11 protein-coding genes and 2 pseudogenes are annotated in these 21,175 nt (G+C 69.5%); 8 read left to right on the top strand and 5 right to left on the bottom strand.

All coding sequences use genetic code 11. The features are described 5' to 3' along the window. Nucleotides 1-299 precede the first annotated feature (299 nt). Nucleotides 300-1,451 (top strand): hypothetical protein, encoded by a 1,152-nt coding sequence (locus FHX80_RS32940; RefSeq protein ID WP_167523804.1) that lies wholly within the window; start codon nucleotides 300-302, stop codon nucleotides 1,449-1,451. Nucleotides 1,452-1,767: 316 nt separating this feature from the next. Here the strand turns inward: FHX80_RS32940 and FHX80_RS32935 are convergent, their stop codons facing one another. The 4 genes from FHX80_RS32935 to FHX80_RS32920 are packed head-to-tail and all read right to left on the bottom strand — an operon-like array spanning nucleotide 1,768 to nucleotide 10,598. Beyond that, nucleotides 1,768-2,835, bottom strand: coding sequence for a phospholipase D-like domain-containing protein (locus tag FHX80_RS32935; RefSeq protein ID WP_145768101.1), 1,068 nt, complete (start codon nucleotides 2,833-2,835; stop codon nucleotides 1,768-1,770). Further along, a complete protein-coding gene (locus FHX80_RS32930; RefSeq protein ID WP_145768100.1) occupies nucleotides 2,832-4,646 on the bottom strand; it encodes a hypothetical protein in 1,815 nt (604 codons plus the stop codon). Before FHX80_RS32930 ends, FHX80_RS32935 begins: the two co-directional genes overlap by 4 nt. After that, nucleotides 4,630-8,193 (bottom strand): helicase-related protein, encoded by a 3,564-nt coding sequence (locus tag FHX80_RS32925; RefSeq protein ID WP_145768099.1) that lies wholly within the window; start codon nucleotides 8,191-8,193, stop codon nucleotides 4,630-4,632. The genes FHX80_RS32930 and FHX80_RS32925 overlap by 17 nt, the downstream gene beginning before the upstream one ends. After that, complete coding sequence (locus FHX80_RS32920; protein ID WP_145768098.1) at nucleotides 8,190-10,598, bottom strand: DISARM anti-phage system protein DrmE domain-containing protein; 2,409 nt, start codon at nucleotides 10,596-10,598, stop codon at nucleotides 8,190-8,192. The genes FHX80_RS32925 and FHX80_RS32920 overlap by 4 nt, the downstream gene beginning before the upstream one ends. Before the next feature lie 392 nt (nucleotides 10,599-10,990). Between FHX80_RS32920 and FHX80_RS32915 the strand changes: the two genes are divergently transcribed. Together FHX80_RS32915 and FHX80_RS36220 are read left to right on the top strand one after the other, a co-directional pair. Beyond that, the gene (locus tag FHX80_RS32915; RefSeq protein WP_167523803.1) at nucleotides 10,991-12,889 is read left to right on the top strand and encodes a DNA methyltransferase; all 1,899 of its coding nucleotides are present in this window, start codon (nucleotides 10,991-10,993) and stop codon (nucleotides 12,887-12,889) included. Between the two features lie 68 nt (nucleotides 12,890-12,957). Then, nucleotides 12,958-13,185: pseudogene (locus tag FHX80_RS36220) on the top strand (DEAD/DEAH box helicase family protein); the annotation flags it as partial. 176 nt (nucleotides 13,186-13,361) lie between these two features. Here FHX80_RS36220 and FHX80_RS32905 read toward each other — a convergent pair. Then, a complete protein-coding gene (locus FHX80_RS32905; protein ID WP_244318738.1) occupies nucleotides 13,362-14,324 on the bottom strand; it encodes a ComEC/Rec2 family competence protein in 963 nt (320 codons plus the stop codon). Between the two features lie 247 nt (nucleotides 14,325-14,571). On the opposite strand from FHX80_RS32905, the gene FHX80_RS32900 reads away from it, so the two are divergent. The 5 genes and pseudogenes from FHX80_RS32900 to FHX80_RS32880 all read left to right on the top strand — a co-directional run bounded on the left by FHX80_RS32900 (nucleotide 14,572) and on the right by FHX80_RS32880 (nucleotide 21,159). Further along, complete coding sequence (locus tag FHX80_RS32900; protein ID WP_145768096.1) at nucleotides 14,572-15,969, top strand: TniQ family protein; 1,398 nt, start codon at nucleotides 14,572-14,574, stop codon at nucleotides 15,967-15,969. Between the two features lie 164 nt (nucleotides 15,970-16,133). Continuing rightward, nucleotides 16,134-16,832 (top strand): annotated as a pseudogene (locus FHX80_RS32895) (TnsA-like heteromeric transposase endonuclease subunit); the annotation flags it as partial. Further along, nucleotides 16,829-18,931, top strand: coding sequence for a Mu transposase C-terminal domain-containing protein (locus FHX80_RS32890; protein WP_167523802.1), 2,103 nt, complete (start codon nucleotides 16,829-16,831; stop codon nucleotides 18,929-18,931). The pseudogene FHX80_RS32895 and the gene FHX80_RS32890, both read left to right, overlap by 4 nt. Nucleotides 18,932-19,005: 74 nt before the next feature. Continuing rightward, a complete protein-coding gene (locus FHX80_RS32885; protein ID WP_145768171.1) occupies nucleotides 19,006-19,989 on the top strand; it encodes a TniB family NTP-binding protein in 984 nt (327 codons plus the stop codon). Between the two features lie 15 nt (nucleotides 19,990-20,004). Next, complete coding sequence (locus FHX80_RS32880) at nucleotides 20,005-21,159, top strand: helicase associated domain-containing protein (protein ID WP_425281714.1); 1,155 nt, start codon at nucleotides 20,005-20,007, stop codon at nucleotides 21,157-21,159. Nucleotides 21,160-21,175 lie beyond the last annotated feature (16 nt).

Genomic DNA, 21,175 nt, shown 5'->3' with positions numbered 1-21,175 from the left:
ACTGCTGCCGAGCGGCATTGAGTGCCTCTGCGTCAGACGTCGAAGATCTCACCCGGCTGGATCCGGACGCCTTCGCCGTGTTCGCCGGGTCGCACCCGGTCTGGGTGGAGGAACTCCTGCTGGCCGAGTGCGCTCACCGGTCACTGGTGGAGTGGCCCTGGCCGGGTCGCCCTCCGCTCGTGGTGAGCTGGGCGGTGTGCGCTACACCCGCAGTCGCCGCCGTGCTGCCGGTGCCTGCGGCGGTTGCCGTGGGGCTCGCCCGCGCGTACCGACTGCGTGAGGGTGATCGCCGCCACGCTATGTGGGTCTCTCGCCTGCTGGAACGTCTCGACTCCCATGTGGATCAGCGACTTGCCGGGTTGTGGTGCGACCTGGCGCTCCTGGCCGGGGAGCGGGATTCGGTAGCGGCGGCCGGACTGCGTCGGCGTGTGGAGAAGCGTGCCCGGCCGGGGATGTGGGCGCGCTCGCTGGAGTGGCTCCTGCTGTTGGGTACGCCGTTGCAGAGTGTGGACATGGCGCTCACCGTCGCGCTCGCCGACAAGCACGCCTCCGTCCGGCGGGCGGTCAGCCGCTGTAGTCGCAGCCCGGTCCTCAGCGTCCAGCTGCGTGCCGCCGGACTGCAGGCCGCCGTCGAGTCCACGAGACCGCTGGAAGAGCGTTTGCTCGACATCGTCTCCGCCTCGGTCGACGCCCGGCGGAACGACTTTCCGCGACCGCTGGCCGCTCCGTCGTCCACCTGGCTTGCTGACCACGGACTGGAGGGTCTCGTTCGGGGTGCCACCCGCCGCGCAGTCGCGGACTTCGCTGGTTCCATGGACGACCTCGGGCTGGCCGAGGAGGAACATCTGACCGCCACGCTGCTGGCCGGGCTCGTCCGCGAGTTCACCGCCCTGCCCGCCCACACGCACCTGGCCGGGGTGGCCGGTCCGCATCTGCGCGTCGGCCACCGCACCGTGACGAAGAAGGAGGAACGGACCAACGGCGCCGACATCGGCGTCGTCGTCGACATCCGTGTCCCCGGCCAGCTCCATCTGCGGACGGGAGACCTCATCCAGGTGAAGAAGTCCACCGCGCTGATGCCCGGCCGCACCGGGCGCGAGGACACCTGGACCATCAAGCGCCGTCAGCTGCACGACCTGCTGGAGCACAGCGCCAGCGCCGCGTACTGGCTGATCCGGGGCACCGGTGATGTTCTCGTGGTTCCGGCGAAGTTCCTCTGCGCCGTCGAGGGTGCCACCGCCTGCGCCTCCTCCAAGCAGTTCACCGTCGGCTACACAGTCATCCGGCACACGGCGGTGCCCATGGAGCAGTACCTGCCCGATCTGGTCGTGGGCTTGTGGCTCGGCAGCAGCAGCGACCGGACACTCCACGCGGCGCAAGGTACCGGGCGCACCACACGTCCCCGGTTCGCCCTCACCATCGACGTCGTCCTTGAGCCCATGCAGGGGTGAGCAGCCCGGCCCCCGCTCGCCGTCCTCCAAGCGAGTACGGCGGTGACGAGTGCCTCGTGCGAGGCGCGGTCCAGGGGGAAGTCGCGCATCTCCGGCCCGCCTGTGACGCGGACCGCTCCGGCTAGGCTCCTGGGTCACCACCGCCCGCAACAGGCGCGACCGCCTCAGCGACGAGCAGCGCAAGCAGCTCACCGCCCCCGGCCTCGACTGGGCCACAAGAACCTGACCACGGGCCTCCTGGTCAGTTCGGGGCGAGGAGTATCGGCGACCGCCACACCAGGTGGCAGGCAGTGGGCCGTTCGCCTCGTGTCACGAACTACTCGGCGCCTCCGCTTTCGCCGTCGCCTGCCCGGGTGCCGCCTGCTGTCGGCACGTTTGCGTAGTCGACGCCGGGAAAGAGCCGGATGCGGCTCTCATCGACGCGGACTCTGGCTGGTCGCGGAGCGTCATCCGAGAGGCGGCACAGCACGTCCGCTTCACGGCGGCCGTCCCTGGTGGTGTGCCAGGATCGCAACTGGCCGAAGCGTCGTTTCCCGTCGACGGTCTCCACGAGGACGAGCGGGTCGGGTGCACGTCCCGGCCCCTTGGTGACCTGGGCGAAGAAGCCTTCCTGGCGCAACCGGGTGCACAAGTCCACCAGTGACGATGCTTGTGTGCTTCCCAGTTCCATGCCGATCTCGAAGTGCTCTTGAAGACCGAGGGAGGACAGGTTCGCGCTGCCGAAGTAGCCGGTGGCGCGATCGGCAACCACGAACTTGGCGTGCATGATGCCGGGGTTGGCGCCGGTCCACCAGTACAGGGACGTTCTTCCGTATTCAGCGCAGTCTTTGACGAGATCGTTCAGTGGTTGGGCCCGGCTGCTTGGGTCGTGGGCGTAGAAGTGGACGGCGACCTGGCGCTCGGCGACGGCGGGCAGCAGAACCTCGCGCAGTAGGTCGCAGCCGTGGCGGTTCCAGAAGGGGCCGCCGATGTGGAGTTCGCTGTTGGCTCCGGCGATGACGTCCTGGACTAGCAGGTCCAGGCGTCGGACGGGGGGTGCTACCAGGTGGGCGGCGGCTCGCGGGGTGGTGAACACCAGGGGGCGCTCGGATGGTGGTGCTGCGGGCGGTGGGTCAAGGCCGTCCAGGACGTCCAGGAGCACCTGGAGTTGGGAGAGGCGGGCAGGGACGAGCTCTGCGTGCCGGTCTGAGCCCAGTAGGCCGCACTCGGCGGCGAGCTGGCGTACGGCGGTAGCGTGATCGTCTGCGACCCCGTGCTCGCGGAGGGCGTCGAGGGTGTCTGCTCTGGCGATCTGCCGTGTCCATTCGGCGGCTGCCGCGTAGCTGCCCGCGAGGCGCTCTAGTAGCTGGGCGAGCGGGACCAGCGGTCGCAGTTCGTCGGTCATGTGTGGCTCGAGGCGGCGGTGTGGCGGAGGAACTCTGCGGCGAGGCCCCGGTCGAGGTCGTCGTTGAACAGCTGGCAGCCGAAGGTGAGGTAGACGCAGCGTTCGCAGCAGCGTGGTGCGGACTGATGGCACAGCGGGTCGTTCTCGCAGCTGAGCACCGAGTCTGCGGTACTTTCCAGCCAGCTGAGCACGCGGTTGCTGAGAAGGGTCCACAGTGATCCGAGGGTGAATTCACGGACGTTGTCGGCGTAGATGGCGACGGTGAGCGCCTTCGTGACGACCCATTCGGCGAGCGTGTTTTCGGCCAGTCCTACTTGGCCGTCGTCCAGGGACCGAAGCAGGAGGTGGCCGAGGGTGTGGATGATCGTGTGTACGGTTGCTGCCGCGCGGGCGGCTTCCGGGTCGTCTTGGTCCGTGAACAGTTCCAGTAGCCGCTGGCGGGCCGCCGATTCGTCTTCGGCCGCCCCGACAGAGAGTCCTTTGGCATTCAGGAACGACAGGACGGAACGTGCGGAGAAGGTGACCAGGAGGGCTTCGGTGTCCGATGCTGCGACGTAGGCCGGATACTTTCCGTCGTGGTGGTACTTGTTGTGGAAGCCGGTCAGGACTCCCCGCTCGGGCTCGTGCTCTTCTCTGGTGTAGCCGAAGGCGACTCGGGCTACGGGGAACTCCCAGGTGACCGCGATCTCTGCGATCCCCAGGGTGCGGGCCTGCTCGCGGGCGCGTTCCGTGGTCTGCTGGGCCAGCCGGTCCTGGAGCTCGGCGAAGCGTGCACACTGGTCGTCGAGGGTGATGCGCTGTATCTGGGCGGGGTCGAAGACGGCTGCGCGTTCCACGAAGGGGCGGTCTGCACCGAGTAGTTCCCACCGCGCGTTGGCGGCGTCCGTACTGGGCAGAGCAGCCAGGCCGCTCTCCTCGGGGCCCATCACTCTGCGGAGCTGCTCGATGGCCTCCTCCCCCATGTGGATCTGGCGCAGTTGCTGTTCTTTCTGCTGCCATTCCTGCGGGGACAGGCGCGTTACCGTGACGTTCTGGGAGGCTTCGCCGATGCCTTGGGCCAGGGAGTCGATCCGGTTCAGGTAGTGGGCGGCCGCGATCCGGCCGCGCTGGGGGTGGCGCTGGTACTGCCGGAACTCGGAGTTGTCGATGTTGACGAGCTGGAGGGCGTGGACCTGGTAGGCGCGGGTGTCGTTGAACGTCCTTGCCCGCATCATGGCGCGGCCGGCTGCGTCCTTCCATTCGCAGCCGCAGGGGGACTGCGAGGTGCCCTGGAGCTTCGCGCCGCCGCAGCCTGGGCCGACGCAGCGCCAAAGGGCGGTGACGAAGCTTCCTGTGTTCTCGAACACGATGTGGTCGTAGCCGTGCGCGGGAACACGGCACTTGGGCACGTACATGGGACGGACGCGTCCGCAGTTGTGCGCGTTGAAGTACGGAAGTTGCCGCAGCTGTGCACCGCAGGTGCGGCACCGGGGGTCGGCCGCCAGTTGCTGGGGCTTCACGTACGTGCGCACGCGGCGGCAGGAGCGGCGGACGCATTCGAGGACGAGGGGGAATACCTCGAAGCGAACGAGGTCGGGGCTGACCAGGACGAAGTTCTGCCGGAGTCGGCCCTGCGGCAGGGGCAGGGCGGCTCTGGCGTCTTCGCTCCAGCGCTCCAGGTAGCGGGAGATCTCGTCGTAGATGACGTCTTCGTTGAGCTTCTTGACCACGTCTCCGTCGACTGCCTGGACCCTGCCGCGTAGTCGCTGTTCGTGGCGGAAGACGGCGCCGGGCAGGAAGGCGGTCATGGCTTGGCTACGGCTGCGGTTCATCCTTGCCTCCCTTATTGCTGTCGGCGGTGTTGGTGGCGAGTGCTTTGAAGGCGTCCTGGCTGCTGGTCAGCGACTGGAAGGATGTGCTTTTGTCGATGTCGCGGAAGCTGGTGAGCGGCTGTTGGAGGAAGAGGTATGCGGTGCGCTTTTCCTCTGCCCCCTTGTTGAGGTTGGGCCGTTCCTCCTGCCGCCAGGTTTCGATAATGCGCTCAACGAGGTCGTTCTCCAGTCCGCGCCCATTGACGCCCGCCACGCGCTCGCGGTAGCAGGCTGGGATGCGTCGTTCCAGCCAGGGGTCGAGGAGTGGTCGTTGGGCGCTCCACCAGCGCTTGAAGTCTTTGGAGTAGTCGGCTCCTTCCGGTGGTGGCTTCAGCGCGGGGTCACGGGCGGCGTCGTGGAGCAGCGCCAGCACGATGCCGGGCAGGGTGCGTCGGGCTGCGAAGTAGGCGTATTTGTTGACGGGCACGGGGGTGACCATGCGGTCGAGCAGGCGGTGGTAGCTCAGGAAGTTGGAGAACATGGAGCGTTCGCGGCGCGAAACGGGGTCGTAGACGGTGACGACGAGGCCTGCGTGGGTTCGCCCGGCCCGGGCGGTGACCTGGATGTAGTCGGCGGCGGTCGGCGGCATGCCGGCCAGGACCAGGAGGTTGAGGCGCTCGAGGTCCACCCCGTGGCTGAGCACGCTGGTGCCGACCAGGGCGCGCAGTCGCTCTCCTCGCGGGATGTCCAGGTGCTCGCGTTGGACCCGGGCGATGGCCGCGGCGAGCTCGGGGACAGGGACTTCGCCGGTGAGCACCGCGTGCTCGACGCGGTCGAGTCCGGCGTGCTGAAGGTCGTCGGAGAGCTGGCCGAGCTCCTCGTCGAGCTGGGTGCCGTGCTGCTTGCTGTTCACATAGGCCAGGGAGACCTCGTAGGGGAAGAGGAGCCGTGGGAGGTCCGAGTCGGGCAGCCCGTGCAGGGCTAGGCGCTCGCGCAGGGCCTTGGGCTCCTCCTGGAGCCGGGCGATCTCGGTGAGGAGCTCGCCCTGCACGATCGCGGCGACGTCGGCTTTTCGGCGCTTGTGCGGAAGCACTCCAATGTGAACGCGCCGGAAGTCGGGCCGGGTCGTGGTGTAAAAGCTTTCGCCGAGTGTCCATCCCGGCGCGGGGAAGGCACGGGGACGGCGGCCGTAGAGCTGGCGGAGCTGGTCCTGATACTGCTCGATGGTGGCGGAGGCGCCCAGTACCTTGCTGGGCAGGCCACTGCCCGCTCCTGACTGGAGTTCGGCGATCATGCCTTCGTAGTGCGCGTTGAACGCGCCGAGCTCCTCCTTGAGGAGGTGCATCTCGTCCTGCACCGTCAGTGCCGGTACCGGGTCCTTGATCGGGCGGGCCGCCGGGTAGCCACCCTTCGGCGCAGTGCAATGGTCCCGCCCGGCCGAGCAGACTCCGAAACGCGGGAAGGAGAAGTAGCCATGCTCGGCGCAGCGGTGCCTCGGCCCGTGCTGGAAAGCGGTGAACTCGGGGAACCAGCTGTGCCCCGTGAGCTTGTCGACGGTGGAGATGACGATCGCGGGCAATGTGCGGTAGACCTCGACGTCGCTCACGTGCAGGGGCAGGATCCGCTGGCAGGCGGCGCACTCGTGATGCAGGCGGACCGCGTCGGTGTCCAGGCGCAGCCGTACGCTGTCGCGCTCGCAGTAGGGGCAGGTAATCACGAGCCGGTCGCGCAGATGGTCTTCGGCGAAGGTCCCCGCCCGGGTAGCCGCGGCCTCGGTCTCCCAGCCGCGCCACCAGCCCCGCTCCCAGTGGAGGTCGTTGGGGCTGCCCGTCCCGCCGGCCAGGTAGCCGAGCGCGAACGGGTCGTCGTGGGGGGATCCGATCTGGCGTTCGGCGCGGAGCGTCTCGGCCGCGATCAGCATGCGCAGGGTGCGGTCGAGTTGCTGCACGCTGAGCATGCGCAGCGGGAAGCGCAGCCAGGCGGTGACCCCTGCGTGCTTGCCTCGCAGCCGGTCGTAGAACAGGGCCGTGAGGATCAGCCCCAGGTATGCCTCGGTCTTCCCTCCGCCCGCGGGGAACCACAGCACGTCGGTGTGGTCGAGTTCAGCGCGCAGGTCCGCCCGCTGCGGGTGCTCGCGCACGGCGAGGGCCGGTAGGTGCGAGACGATGTAGACCAGCTGGAAGAGCCGCCAACTGTCATATTTGCGGTGTTTGTTGACGCGGGCGAAGACCTCGTTGGCGAGCTGGAAGGCGAGTTTGAGGTCCGGGTCCAGGTCCAGGCACTCGCGGCCGAGGCCGAACCTCCTGGCCTCGTCGTCGAACTGGGCGCGGTCGGCTTCGATGGCCTTGTGGTGCGGCAGCTGCTGGGCGGCACGGCAGACGGCGGCGAACTCACGGGAGTAGCGGGCCATCGCGACCTCGACGGAGTCCAGGATCGGGGCCGGCTCGTCGGCGAGCTCACTCCACCGCGGGTGCCGCACCCCGGCTTGGCGGGGCACGACGGTGCGTTGGACATGGACGGGCAGGGTCTCGGTCCGCAGACCGCTGCCGTGGGGAACTGCTGCGCAGCCGGTACCGCGACCGATCACCTCCGCCAGCGCCTCCAGCCGGTAGTCGCGGGGGGCGAGGTGGAAGCGCTGGGGCACGATGCTGATGCCGTCTCCGGGAAGGACCGCGAAGCGGCAGTCGTACACGGAGAGGTCCTGCCAGTCGCTCTGTGCCGTGTCGCTTTCGTTGTGCAGGGACACGCGTACGAGGTGATCGCCGCCGTCCAAGGCTTGGGCGTGCGCGGACAGCACCAGTTGGGGCGCGCAAGGGGCTGCGTCGCGGTCCATCAGTGCCGCGACGTGGCTGTGGAATGCCTCCTCGTCGGCCATGGCCTCCGCAGGAAGCACGTTGCGCCTACGCCGTCCCTGGCGGCTCTGCGGACCAGCGGTGAGCGGGCGACGGGCCTCGGGGCGGGTGAAGTGCGCATCCACCGCGCGGCGGACCGCCCGGTCCAGCACCTGCTGAGCCTCGCCGAGCGCGTGCGGATCGCGTTCGCCTTCCCCGAGCGGCACTTCGATCACCAGGTCGGGCACGTGAACGTCCTGGCGGCGCCAGACGCCCAGCAACTCTCCCGGCCGGGCATGTGCACCGGAGGGGCCTTCGTCGCCGCGCAGGTACTCCATGTGTTCGGCGTAGCTGGCGATGTCCTCCAGGTACAGGGCGAATCGGCAGTGGACGGCGAGTTGCGCGGTCCTGCGGCCGGGGGCGGTGCTCACCCGGAAGTCGAGCGCCAGGACCGGGGGCGCCTGTGTGCCGCGCAGGGACTCGACGGGCCGACGGCTCGGGTCGGCCGTCGCCTCGTCTGGTGCCGGCAGGTGCCGCGGCGTGGCCGCGACGGCGGGCAGCACTCCGACGACGACGTGGTCGCGTGGTGTCCACGGGGGTGTGTGCGGGGCACCGCTGCGGTCGGCGAGCCTGTCGGCGAGGACCTGCGTCAGGTGTTCGATCAGCACCGTCTCCCGCTGGTTGTCGGCAGCGCTGTCGGGGTGCGGCGCTAACGGGTTGTTGCGGGCATCGTTCACGGCGCCTCCTGTGGTGAGCTGCTTGTGCCGCGGGGGCCTGGTACGCGGCCCAGGGCGGCCGCCGCCATGCTCTTCTGGCCGCCGACGCGGCGGACGACGACCAGGTCGAATTCCTCGAGGATCTCCGAGACGTCGATCCCGGAGCACAGTGTCTTCAGCTGGCGCAGCGCGGGGCCTTCCATGCCGCGTGCGGCCTCGGTCATTGCCGCCGCCGCGGTGTGGCCCAACGTCCGATGCAGACGGCGCAGTTCCTCCGCCATGCGGGCCAGGCGCTGCCACGTGCCTCCTGCGGTCAGGCGGGTATCCCGGGCCAGCAGGGCAACCCGGTGGATGTCTTGCGGATCCTCCGGGGCGATGACGCTGCCATCGGCCCATTTGCTCACCGCCTGCCATGACGAGACCTCGCTCCCGAGGTTGTTCAGGGCTGTGAGCACGTCCGGCCACGACCCTCGCTGCTCGTACACGGCGGTGATGGCCTGGCGGAAGAAGCCGATCATCGTGTCCATGGCGGTCACCTCGGCGCTGTCATGCATCACCATGACGAGCCGGTCGTGGAGTCTGGACTGACCGTCGCCGCGTGCGCGCAGCAGCCGACTGCCGGGGGTGAGCGCGGCCACGGGCACCCTGGCGTAGCGCTGGCCTATGAGGACGTCGACCGGCTCGTCGCTGCGCAGCCAGAGCACCGCCCCTTCGGGTTCGGTGAGCACGGCCGTGGCTGGCACCGGGTCGTCCGCTGCCGTCGTGGCGCTGCGGCCGGGGTCCTCCGGGGTGCCGATGGCTCGGGCCGGAAGGTCGTAGTCCTCAAAAAGCGCTGAGAGATCGAGGGCGAGCCAGCTGTCGTGCTGGGGTGAATCCTCTGGTGCGGAGGACGGTCCGGAGAGGTCGACAGGGCCGTAGGCGACGGGCAGCGAGGGGGTCGTCGGCTCCGGTACCTCGCCCAGCCTCAGCACTGCGGCCGTCTGGCGTATCTGCTCGTGCCAGCCGCTCAACGCGCGGTCGGCCGAACGCTCCAGCCAGGTGTACTCACTCTGCTCTACAACGGCGACGTGTTCATCGGCGGCACCGGAGAACAACACTCCGGTGCGTAAAGGCGAGGGGGCACCGAGGTGAAGCTCGAGCCTTGGCGAGGCGTCCCAGGCCAGGCGTTCCGTATAGGGCATCACGTGCAGAGCACCGGCTCCCCTGCCGGCGGCGGCCCCGGGCTGGGGGGCGAGCAGCAGGGAGTCGGCATCACCGCCGAGTGCGTCGGCCAGCTCCCCGGCGACAGCGGCGGCGGCGGAGCGGGAGCGGGTACGGACAAGAATGGGGGCGCCTGTCCGGCTGGCCCGTGCCCAATCGATCAGCGCAAGCAGCAGGTCCCAGCGCGGGTTGTCGTCGTACAGCAGTTCATACAGGTCCAGCACGCCACGCCGAAGGTCGGGCCATTGAGTCTCGCGGAACAGCCCCCACGGCCCGCCCCGCCCCTCCAATGTCCCTCGGGACACCGACCGGGCCAGCGCCCGTGCGCCACTGCCGCGCCCCATCAGTACCTGCCAGGTGTCTTGCCTTCCGATCGAGCCCCAGCTGCACCACAGCAGGTTGAGCAGACGCACGGCGTCGGCGACCGGCTGCGGCCAGGACTCCGACGCGCGCACACGCCGTGCTGCGACCACACCCACCACAACCTTCCGGAGAAGCTCGGCGAGCTGCTTGTGGCGGTATACGGCCACGCTCGGCGCGACTGCCGGGCGGTGGGCGAGGAGGGCGTTACTAGTCAGCGGGCCGCATGCGGGGCGGTGCCCGAGGGTGTGCCGCACGTCGGCGCGCAGCGCGGGACTCCACGGCCATTGCGTCCAGGCCCGGCTACCGCCCGGCTGGGTGCCAAGGTCGGCCACGGCTACGACACGGGCGGCGTCGTGCTCGCTTGCCCAGGCCAGCGCGCGCTCCCAGGAATGGTCGTTGGCCATGCTGGTGCGGTCGATGACGACGGTGCCGACGCTAGTGCCCAGCGAGGGCCTGCCGAGTGCGGTGTTGAGGTAGAACAGTCCCGAGGGTGAGTCGATGGCCCTCGTGATCTTTCCCTGGAGGTCGACGACCCGGCCGTCACCACGAATTCTCTGCATGCGCAGGGCTCGCGAGAGGTTCTGCCGGCCGATCGCGAGCTGTGCCAGCCGTACGGTGACGTTGGTGCGCAGTCCGACAACGACCACCGGCCCGACAGGGACCGGGCAGGGTGATCCGCCGGTCAGCTCTGCCCCGCGCCGTATGAGCTGGAGGTAGATCCCGATCAGCACGGCCAGGTCGTGCCGCCCGCGCGGGAGGGCCAGGTAGACGCTGCGTTGATCACTCGACAACGCGCGCAACAACAGGGTCAGGGTGGCACGATCCAGCGGGCCGAGATCAACGGTGCGGCCGCGGTCGGTCATGCGAAGGGCCTGCACGCGCTCGAAGAAGTCAGCGGGACCTGGGTCAGGAGGGACGAGGCAGTCCAAATATGTCACGCGCGCCATCACCCACCTGGTATCCCCCCGCTACCTGCCGTTACAGTAACGCACATTGACAGGCCGTCACCTGCTCCTGCCCAACCCGAGGGTGGTGGATCCGGGTTCGGACCACCGGGGGCGTACACATGAACGAAAAGTCAGGAGCGGGCCTCCCTTTGGTCTCGCTTCTCGAGGCTGGGCCGGCGCCGGTGGAGTGGAGCCGGATCGCCGAGCACGAGTCATGGCGCAAGGAGTTGCACCGGCCCGCTACCTACGTTCACAAGTGGTGGGCGAGGCGCCTGGGCAGCGTCGCACGCCACTTACTGTTGGCTGCCGTGTCCGGGCCGGACGACTCCATCGCGGACGCCTCGGACAGGCTGCGGGGGCTCGTCGTCTACGACCCCTTCGCCGGATCGGGCACCACCCTTGTCGAGGCGGCCAAACTCGGGGCCGCCGCCGTCGGCCGCGACATCAACCCCGTCGCGACGCTCACCCAGCGGCAGGCGCTGCAGCCATGGGATCTCGAGGTGCTCGCGGACCTCTTCGGTCAGGTCGTCAGGAAGTGCGCCCGCCCCGTCCAGGAACTGCACCGCACCGTCTCCGATGAACCGGTCCTGCACTACTTCTGGGTGGCCCTCGCGCACTGCCCAGAGTGCGGCGAGGACGTGGAGCTCTTCACCACCCGGGTCTTCGCCCGCCATGCGTACCCGCGCAGATTCCCCCGCGCACAGGCCGTATGCCCGGGCTGCCGGGGCATCTGCGTCACCGACCTGAGCAAGGACGAGAGGGGGCACTGCCCAGCCTGCGGCCTGACCTTCTCGTTCCATGGGGCCGCCCGCGGACGGTTCATGACGTGCCGTCTCGGACACCGCACCCCTGTCATTGCCGCGCTGAACGGCGCCGTCCCGGAACGACGCATGTACGCGAAGCTGGTGCTGCGCGCCGACGGCAAGCGTGAGTACCGGGCAATCGACGACTTCGACCTCTGCCTGTACGACAAAGCGGCGAAGTCCCTCGCCAACACATCTCCCGATGAGCTCGTACGCCCGCTCGGCACGCTGGAGGAAGGCGTCAGCACGGTCCAGGCGCTGCGCTGGGGGTACGACTCCTGGGAGCGGTTCTTCAACGAGCGCCAGCGATACAGCCTCGGGCTGATCGGCGCGGCGCTGCGCGATCTTCCCGGGGCGTCCGCGGAACGCGAGGCGCTCATCGCATCGTTCGGCAGAACCGTCGAACACCACAACCTCTTCTGCTCCTACAAGGGGGAGGGCACCGGCCCGGTCCGCTCGATCTTCCACAACCACGTACTGCGACCGGAGCGGTGCAGCGTCGAAGGAGACCCCTGGGGCGCCCAGGGGGGATCGGCCGGGTTCTCCGGGGTGCTCACCCGGCTGCACAAAGCGGCCCAGTACAAGAAAACCCCGCTGGACTTCAGGGCCGAGGCCGACCGGATCCTCTCCGTCGACCAGTCCTCGCTGCCCGTCGCCCGCCCCCTGAGCACGACGTGGCAGCAGTTCGTACAGGATCCCGCAACGGCCTACACCACCACCGGCGATGCCTCGCAGACAGATCTGCCCGACAACAGCGTGGACCTCATCGTCACCGACCCCCCCTACGTCGACAACGTCCACTACTCGGAACTGGCTGACTTCTTCCACGCGTGGCTCAGCGCCATGCGCCCCTACCAGGGCTACCCGGACGTGCCCAGCACCCGTGCCGTCCAGGAAGTACAGAACGCCGCCCCTGATGGATTCCAAGCCACCGCAGCCCTCGTCTGGCGTGAGTGCCGGCGCGTCCTCAAACCCGGCGGCTGCCTCCTGTTCAGCTTCCACCAGTCGCAGACCACGGGCTGGTGCGCTCTGATGCGGTCGCTGTCGGACGCGGGCTTCACCGTCACCACCACCCGCGCCGTGATCGCCGAAGTGGCGACCAGTCTCTCCAAGACCGCAGCGGCGGAGCCCAACCGCATCGACGTCATCGTGGTGTGCCGGGACGCCGCGGACATGCCTCCCGGGGCAGCCCTCGACCTTGACCAGGCCGCCGCGGAGGCGCTTTCGGAGATCCAGGGCCTCCGGGGCGCCGGGCTGCGGGTGGGTCCCGGCGATGTCCGCACCGCCGTACGCGCCGCAGTCCTCGCGACAGGAACACAACAGGCAACCGCCGACTGGGAGACCCTGCAAGCAGAAGCAGACCAACGAGCCACGGCGGCGGTAGCGGAATTCAACACCACCTGACTCCCCCACCGGTGCCAGCAACATCCGACCTGCCCCGGACCAGCGCGGAAGCCGACACGGAGGATGGAATGGCGGGGCTGCGAGCGCATCAGAGGGAGGCGGTCGACGCGGCGGTGCACGCCCTGGGAAGCGTCCCGTCAGCCGGCGCGGGGTTGCGGGCCACGATCGTTTCGGCGTGCGGGACGGGCAAGACCTTCATGGGGGCGCACACCGCGTTGCGGGTGGCACGCACGGGCCGGGTGCTGGTCCTGGTGCCGACGCTGGATCTGCTGGTGCAGACGTTTGCCGCCTGGCGGGAGGCGGGTCGGGCCGGGGCGATGGTGGCGGTCTGCTCGCTGCACACGGATGCGGAGCTGGCCGCGGCCGGGGTGCGCTGCACTACCGATGCCCGGCGGTTGCTGGAGTGGGCTGGTGGGGCGGCGCGAGTAACGGTGTTCGCCACGTACGCGTCGCTGCCGGTGCTCGCCGAGGCTCACAGCAGGTGCGGCGGGTTGTTGCCCTTCTCGTCCTTCTCGCGGAAGGGCAACGAGCTGGCGATCACCCGGGCGTCCGGACTGGCATGCGCCTGGAGCAGGTCGAGAAGGTCCTGCTTGAGCTCCTCCTCGCCGTCCTCGCCCTCGGCGTACATGGCCTTCTTCGAGCAGTGGTGCGGGGAGAGCAGAACGTCCCATCCCACCCGGTCCGAGTTGCCTGCGGCTTCACTGTTCTCGAAGATCATCTTGATGATGGGGTAGGCGAGGTCGCCCAGGAACAGCAGTCGGCCGACTGTGCCGTCACTGGCCTTCAGCTGGACCTGCAGGGCCAAGGACGTGTCGTTGCGGTCGCCTGCGCAGTGGTCCTTGAACGGTGCGTGGACGAACGCCTCGAACCGGTCCGCGACGTCCTGGCCGTCGATCTTGGTGATCACGTCGCCGGGGAAGGTGAAGTACTCGTCGGGCAGTTCGGCGTAGGAGTGCAGTTCGCGGTCCTCGTCATAGCCGATGATGCGCACCCTGTCCCCGCTGTCCGGCTCCTTGCCGTCCTTGACAGCCTTGAGGGTGGCGTCCACGCGTCGCTCGACCTCGTCCTGGAAGCGCTGTGCGTCCTCGCACATGGGCTTGTCCTCGGACAATTCGCGCCACAGCCGAGGTGTCGCCCAGATCTCCCCGATCAGGATGGAGCTCTCCAGAAGGTCGCCGAAGCCGCAGCAGTGGTCCGAGTCGGCGTGGGTCAGGGCAAAAACCGCCAGGTAGGGCGTCGTGCCGTCGGGCTGCGGGAGGGTCTCCTCCAGGCGGTCAATGACGGCGGCGACCACCGCATCGTCCTCGTCGGCGGCCTTCATGTCCCGCAGGTCCACCTGCATGACCAGGTTGTCGCCGACCACGATCGTGGTGGAGTCCCCCGTGCCCACCGGCCAGAACACCACCCCCTGTCCGGGAAGTTCCGTCTCCACCATGTCGTACCTCTTCACTCGATGTTGATCAACTACCGGTAAAAGCAGACAAGTTCACTGCAAATCAGGTCTACCACGCGCCACTGACAACGCAGCCTCCATGAGGCAGCGCAGCGCCTTCCCCAGCCGCTGCTGGCGGCGTCGAGGTGTTAGGGCCGACCCGGTGTCTCTCCCAACCGCTCCGCTTAATGTGCTGGGCATCCGTTCTGAAAGCACCCGCCCGAGACTGCGAATACGAGACCGTGGCGGAGTGACCCATGACCTTGGCCTACTGCGGACCGCTCCCTTACCGAGGGAGACGACCTCGTCGCTGATCTGCCGCATCGCCAGCCGCTACGGACTGGAAGCGAAGGCGCTGCGGTCCAGTTGGCGCTGGCGCAACCACCAGCCCAAGCACGAGGGCGGGACCTGTCGGGCCGACGTCGAGGTGCTGCTGAATGCGGCTGGACGGCAGCTCCTGGCAGATCTGTGCGGCCTCGAGGAACACGTGCTGGCGCAGGCATTGCCGTCCTGGGGGCGGGAGGATGCCAGGCTGCCGGCCGCGGATGCAGGGGAGCCGGCGGCGGTGTGGCGGATCGGTGGTGCGGTTGCCGGGCCGGTGGCGTTCGGCTGTCGTCTGTGCACGGCCCGGCGTACGGGGACGGCTGGGCGGGCGGTGCTGTACGCCCCGCGGTGGGACCGTGTGTGTGTCCGGCACGGGCGGTGGCTCCTTGATGCGGATGCCGACCAGCCTCACGAGTATCTGGACGTGCGGCGTCTGCCGGAGGTGGTCGCGGCGCAGCGGCGGTGGGTGGGGGTGGCGCGGCGGGCGGTGCGGGCGGGGGCCGAGCCGGAGCGGGTGTTCGCGTTGGCGCAGGCGGTGGTGGCCCGCTGGTGGGAGCAGGCCCTGCAGTGGGAGCGGGAGAAGGTCTGGCCGCGGCGGTTGCATCAGGCCGCGGGCGGTGATGCCGGGGGTGATCTGGAGTGGTGGCGGATCGTGGGGCGGGACGCGGTGGTCTTTCCCGAGGTGGTGGCCGTGGCCGATGTGTTGCTTGATCCGGCTATGGCCCGGCTGGTGTGGGTGGACAGCGGTGCCGGGCAGCCGCGAGTGCTGCCCGTCGATGGGTTGTTCTGCCGTCGGCTCGGTGAGCGTGTGGGCCGGGAGTGGCTGGGGCCGCTGGCTGCGGCGGACCATGGCGGTCCGCTGATCGCGTGGATGGGCAGCGTGATCCGGCTGCGCCGGGGGGCCGGTGGGCCCCCCGGATACGACAACGACCCCTGGTGGCTGCGCCGGGAGCATCAGCCGGTGACGATGGCGGGGCAGTTGCGGGTGCTGGGCAAGGAGAAAAGGGCGCCGGGCTCGGGGACGATGTGGCGGACGGTGGTGCCGGCCGAGCAGCGGATGCGGATCAGCAGTCTCCTCGGCAGTGCCGAGGAGCAGTTGCTGCAGCTGCGCGGCGTGCAGAGCGGGCCGACCGCCGAGGTCGCCCGGCAGCTGCTGCAAGGCCTCGGTCACAGTGCCGGTCTGGTCGAGGCGGCCTGGAAGCGGACCGCGGTGGCGGCAATGAACGGCGGGGTGCCGTTGGAGGAGGTGGCCCGGTGGGCGGATATGTCCCCCGGGACACTGAGGAGCATGCTGACGGCAGGCGGGCAGGAAGACGACGGCTGAGAGCAAGGTGGGACCGGGCGCATCGGCTATTAGCTGATACAGCACTCGTTTGTGGCAGAAACCCTGAAAACAGCGGCACCTGTCAGCGGGAGCGGCTTGGCTGACGCGGGTGATCAGCACAGGAGAGGCCGCCCGGCCCGGGGGCCGGGCGAGGCGAGCGGCCGCAGCGGTGGGCGGATGCCGCCATGACCGTGGGATTCGAGGAGTTGCCGCCGGTGTCGGCGTTCCCGGTGATCCCGGGGCGCCGCTGGGGGCCGGGTCTGTGGTGGTCGGCGACCACCGGGCAGCACGTGGCGGCCGGGTCGAACGCGATGCGCACCCAGCTGATGGTCCTGGACCGCGACCCCAATGTGACCGGGTTCGCGGGGCGTCCGGTGCGGTTGCTGTGGCGCGAGGAGCGGGGCCGGGTGCGTTCCTGGGTACCGCAGCTGTTCGCCCGGTACCGCGACGGCACGGGTCTGCTGGCCGACTGCCCCAGCCACCCGGAGGCCGGCGGCGACCGCGCGGTGAAGGCCGCCGAAGCGGTGAGCGCGGCGTGTGAGGAGATCGGCTGGACCTACCGGCGTCTTGCGCCGCTCGACGACGTCCTGGCCGCCAATCTGAAGTGGCTGGCTGGCTACCGCCACCCCCGCAACGCGGGCCGCCCCGGCCTGACGCCCGCGGTGGTGGAGGCGTTCGCGCGGCCGCGGCCGCTGATCGAGGGCGTCGAAGCGGCCGGCGACCCGATCGAGGTCCTGCCGGCGGTCTTCCACGCCCTGTGGCACGGGCGGGCGACGGCAGACCTGGAGGCGCCACTGCATGAACGCGTCCTGGTCGGTCCTGCGGGCTGGAATGGCCCGGTCACGGCGGGAGGGGCCCGGTGACCGCGCGGCACAACGCCCGGCCATTGGTGAAGGTCGGGGCGCAGGTCCGGTTCCGCGGTGTGAAGTGGCAGGTCGTCGCCCTGTCCGGGCAGGTGATCCATCTCGTCGGCCCGGACGGCGGCGGTGAGGCGGTGCTCGCCGGGTACCTGTTCGCCGACCCCGGCTTCAGCGTCATCGGGGCCGATGTACCGCAGGCGGCCCCGCAGTGGGGGCTGTTCGAGACCGCCCCCGCCGCGGCGCGGGAGAAGGCCATGGCCTGGCAGCGGCACGTGAGAGAAATCGAATGCGGCCTTGCCGACGGGCCCGGCAGTGCTGGAGCGGTGCGGGAGCAGTACGACCCCGCACGGCACACGCTGGCCGAGCGGGAACAGGCCAAAGCCGAAGAGCTGACCGCGCTCGGCTTCAGCCGTGTCTCGCGCACCACGGTGCAGCGCATGCGCCTGGCCTACCGCAAACAGGGACTGTGGGGGCTCCTGGACCACCGCACCACCCGTGCCTCCAGCCCCACCGGGCGTTCCGACGAACGGGTCGTCGCCGCCGTCCGTGAAGCGCTGCGCCGCCGGCGCGGGCGCTCCAAGGGCACCATCAACGGCCTGTTCCCGCTCATCAACCAGATCCTTCAGGAACAGCACGGCCCCGGTACGGTGCCCGTACCGTCCCAGGCCACGCTCTACCGGCTCGTCACCACGCTCGCCCGCCCCGGCGAACTGCCCAGCGGTCCGGTCCGCCAGGTGCCCGCGAGCTTCGAGGGGCGGGCCTTCACCCCCGCCATGGCGCTGCGTCCCGGCGAGCAGGTCCAGATCGACACCACCCGCCTGGACGTCCTGGCCCTCTTCGACGACGGCACCCTCGCCCGCCCCGAACTCACCATCGCCGTCGACGTCGCCACCCGAGCCATCCTCGCCGCCGTACTGTGCCCCAGCACGACCAAAGCCGTCGACGCGGCCCTGCTGCTCGCGGAGATGGCCGTGCCACACCCCGCCCGCCCGACCTGGCCGGACATCCTGCGCATGGACCATGCCCGCGTACTGCCCCACCAGCGGCTGGCCACACTCGACGAGCGCCTGGCCGGTGCGGCGGCCCGGCCGGTGGTCCTGCCCGAGACGATCGTCGTCGACCGGGGCAAAATCTTCGTCTCCCGGGCGTTCACCGCCGCCTGCGAACACCTCGGCATCAGCGTTCAGCCGGCCCCACCCCGCGCCCCCACCGCGAAGGGCATCGTCGAGCGCACCTTCGGCACCATCAACCACCTGTTCTGCCAGCACCTGCCCGGCTACACCGGCTCCGACGTCACCCGCCGCGGCCCCGACACCGAGAAAGACGCCTGCTACAGCGTCGCCCAGCTGCAGGACCTGCTTGATGAGTGGCTGGTGCACTACCACCACCGGCCCCACGAAGGGCTGCGCCACCCGATGATGCCCAGGAAGGCCCTCACCCCGAACCAGATGTGGGCCGCGCTCGTCGCCGTCGCCGGGTACGTGCCCGTCCCGTTGACCAGGCGCGACTACCTCGAGCTGCTGCCCGTGCGCTGGCAAACGATCACCGCCTCCGGCATCCGTATCCACCACCGCACCTATGACGCGGACCTCCTCGCACCGCACCGCGGCCAGCCCTCCCCCGTCGCCGGCCGCGGCGGGAAATGGGAGATCCATTACAACCCTCACGATGTGCGCCAGATCTGGGTCCGCCTGCCCGACGGCGAACTCACCGAGATCGGCTGGATCCATCGCGACCACGTCCACCGGCCGTTCGACGAACGCACCTGGCAGCACATCAGAACCCTCACCCTGCACGGCAACCACAGCGACTCCGAGCAGCACGAAGCCGACCTCGCCGACACCCTCGACCAGCTCATGCGCCGCGTCCGCAGCGGTCACGCCACCAAAACGGAGCAGGCTCTCCTGGCCCGCACCGCTCACGTCCCGCTCCCCACAGCCCGCGAAGGGAACCACGACACCGAAGCACCCGCCGACAGCCCGGAACAGCAGGACGACGACAGCATCGACGACCTCGACGACCTGCCCGACGACGACAGCCGCCCCGCCCCAGCCACCGGATTCGGGCTCTACAACGCACACGAGGAAGCCGCCACATGGTGAACCGAAACCAGAGAAGCGCGGGCAGCACACAAGACGGCACCGACGACAGCGGCGAGGCCGAGCTGTCCTGGCCCCTGACCACCTGGCAGGGCTGGCACCGCTTCGCCACCACCGACCCGGTCGTCCCTCCCCGGCCCGGCGACCCGCCCCGCAGCACAGAGCAACGCCTGGCCTACCACTCCGCGTTCGTCACCATCCGCACCCCCGCCATCCACGCCCTGGCCACCCAGGTCCGCACCCTGATGATCCTCGGCCGCCACCAGCAGACCACCGCACGGCCCTCCCTCATCGTCACCGGACCCGCCGCCGCAGGGAAAACCACCACGCTCCTGAACGTCGGGCGCACCTGCCACCTCGCCCACACCCGCAAAAACCCGCCGCCACCCGGATCAGCGCATGCCGCGGTACCCGTCGCGTATGTCCTGGTCCCGCCCGGCGCGACCGCGAAAACCCTCATCACCGAATTCGCCCGCTACCTCGGCATCCCCACAACCGCCCGCATGACCCAGACCCAGATCACCGAAGCCGTCTGCCACACCTACACCCAGGCTGGTGTCCAGCTGGTGATGATCGACGAGATCCACCGCCTCAACCCCCGCACCACCACCGGCGCCCAAACCGCCGACCTCTTGAAAGACCTCACCGAACGTCTCCCCGCGACGTTCGTCTACGCCGGTATCAACGTCACCGACACACCCCTCTTCACCGGTGTGAGAGGTGCCCAACTCGCCGGACGCGCCACCCTCGTCGACTGCGGCCCCCTACCCGCCCGCCACGGCAGCCGCCACCCGTTCAGCGACGTCATCACCGACATCGAGAACAACCTCGACCTCACCCAGCACAAATCCGGCACCCTCCCCCGGCACGCCCCCTACCTCCACCAGCGCACCGCAGGCCGCATCGGATCCCTCACCCGACTCATCCGCCAAGCCGCGATCACCGCCATCAGCGACGGCACCGAACGCATCACCAAAACCACCCTCGACACCATCCGCCTCGACCACCTCGCCGAAACCCACCACCGCCCCCACACCCGCCAGACAGGCAAAAGGCCCTGACCAGCACAAACACCGATCAGGCCTTTACACGCTAGAACTACCTACAACACACCCAGCCACCCTCAGCACAGAACACATAACCCCAGCCCACACACCCTGACCAACCTGCCCGAGCCCCCAATTCCACCTCTCAGCGAACCAGCAACACACCAGGCCAGCCGTCTCGCCATACACCAACAAACCCCCCTCCCAGCGTCACACGAGCACTGGCGGCGCGGCGTGGAAGCCGCGGTCATCTATGCCCGCGAGCACGGCGACTTGAAGGTGCCGTTCACGTTCCGCGTGCCCACCGTCGACAACCAGGAGGCGGAAGGCGAGGGGTGGCCGGCCTCGCTCGCCGGGTTCCCTCTCGGGCAGTGGACCGCCGACGCCCGCCGCTTCTACGCCCGCGGCGACATGGACGAGGATCGCATCGTCCAGTTGGAGAAGCTCGGCATGATCTGGTCGCACTTCGACGTCGCGTGGGAGGAGGGCCTGTCCGCCGCGCGCGGGTGGGCGGCCGAGCACGGGCACCTCCTGGCCCCGCTGGACGCCACCTTCCAGGGCGCGGCGGTGGGCATCTGGCTGAAGAACGCGCGGGCTGCCGCCCGGAAGGCGCAGGAGAACGAGCAGCGGCGTGCGGAGGGTCTGCCGGTGGAGTCCTCTGCCGGGGCCTTGTCGGATACGCGGCGCGACCAGCTGGAGGAGATCGACGCGTCCTGGTGCCCGAGCTGGCCGGTGACCTGGCAACGCTCCTTCCACCTGGTCCGGATGCACCTGGACGCGGGCGAGGCGCTGCCCACCGAGGCGGGCGACGTCCTGCGCCAGGGCGAGGACCTCGGGCGGTGGGTGCAGTCGGTGCGGCTCGGGTGGGACCAGCTCACCGGCGTGCAGCAGTGGATGTGCGAGCAAGTCCTCGGGATCACACCCGCGACCGAGGACGAGAAGCCGAAGTCGCGCCGTACGCAGGCCGACAAGTGGAGTGCCAACCTCGTGGCCGCCCGGCAGTTCTTCGAGCGGGAGGGACACCTCCAGGTGCCCCGCAAGCATGTCGAGACCGTGCTCTCCCAGGACGGCCGGGAGGACCAGTACCGCCTAGGGGCATGGGTCAACAACCAGCGGAGCCGGGCCGCCGCGCTGTCCTCGGAGCGGATGGAGCAGCTGTCCAAGGTCGGGTTGCGCTGGACGTAAGGGGTAGGCGTTCGGT

Origin of the sequence: Streptomyces brevispora (genome assembly GCF_007829885.1) — a bacterium.
In the GTDB taxonomy this organism is placed as follows: domain Bacteria; phylum Actinomycetota; class Actinomycetes; order Streptomycetales; family Streptomycetaceae; genus Streptomyces; species Streptomyces brevispora.
This window is presented reverse-complemented; position numbering and strand designations above follow the sequence as displayed.

Bases quoted from the DNA above. Each gene is read 5' to 3' on its own strand.
- FHX80_RS32935 (WP_145768101.1), bottom strand. From the start codon at position 2,835: ATGACCGACGAACTGCGACCGCTGGTCCCGCTCGCCCAGCTACTAGAG.
- FHX80_RS32930 (WP_145768100.1), bottom strand. From the start codon at position 4,646: ATGAACCGCAGCCGTAGCCAAGCCATGACCGCCTTCCTGCCCGGCGCC.
- FHX80_RS32920 (WP_145768098.1), bottom strand. From the start codon at position 10,598: ATGACCGACCGCGGCCGCACCGTTGATCTCGGCCCGCTGGATCGTGCC.
- FHX80_RS32905 (WP_244318738.1), bottom strand. From the start codon at position 14,324: ATGGTGGAGACGGAACTTCCCGGACAGGGGGTGGTGTTCTGGCCGGTG.
- FHX80_RS32940 (WP_167523804.1), top strand. From the start codon at position 300: ATGTGGGTCTCTCGCCTGCTGGAACGTCTCGACTCCCATGTGGATCAG.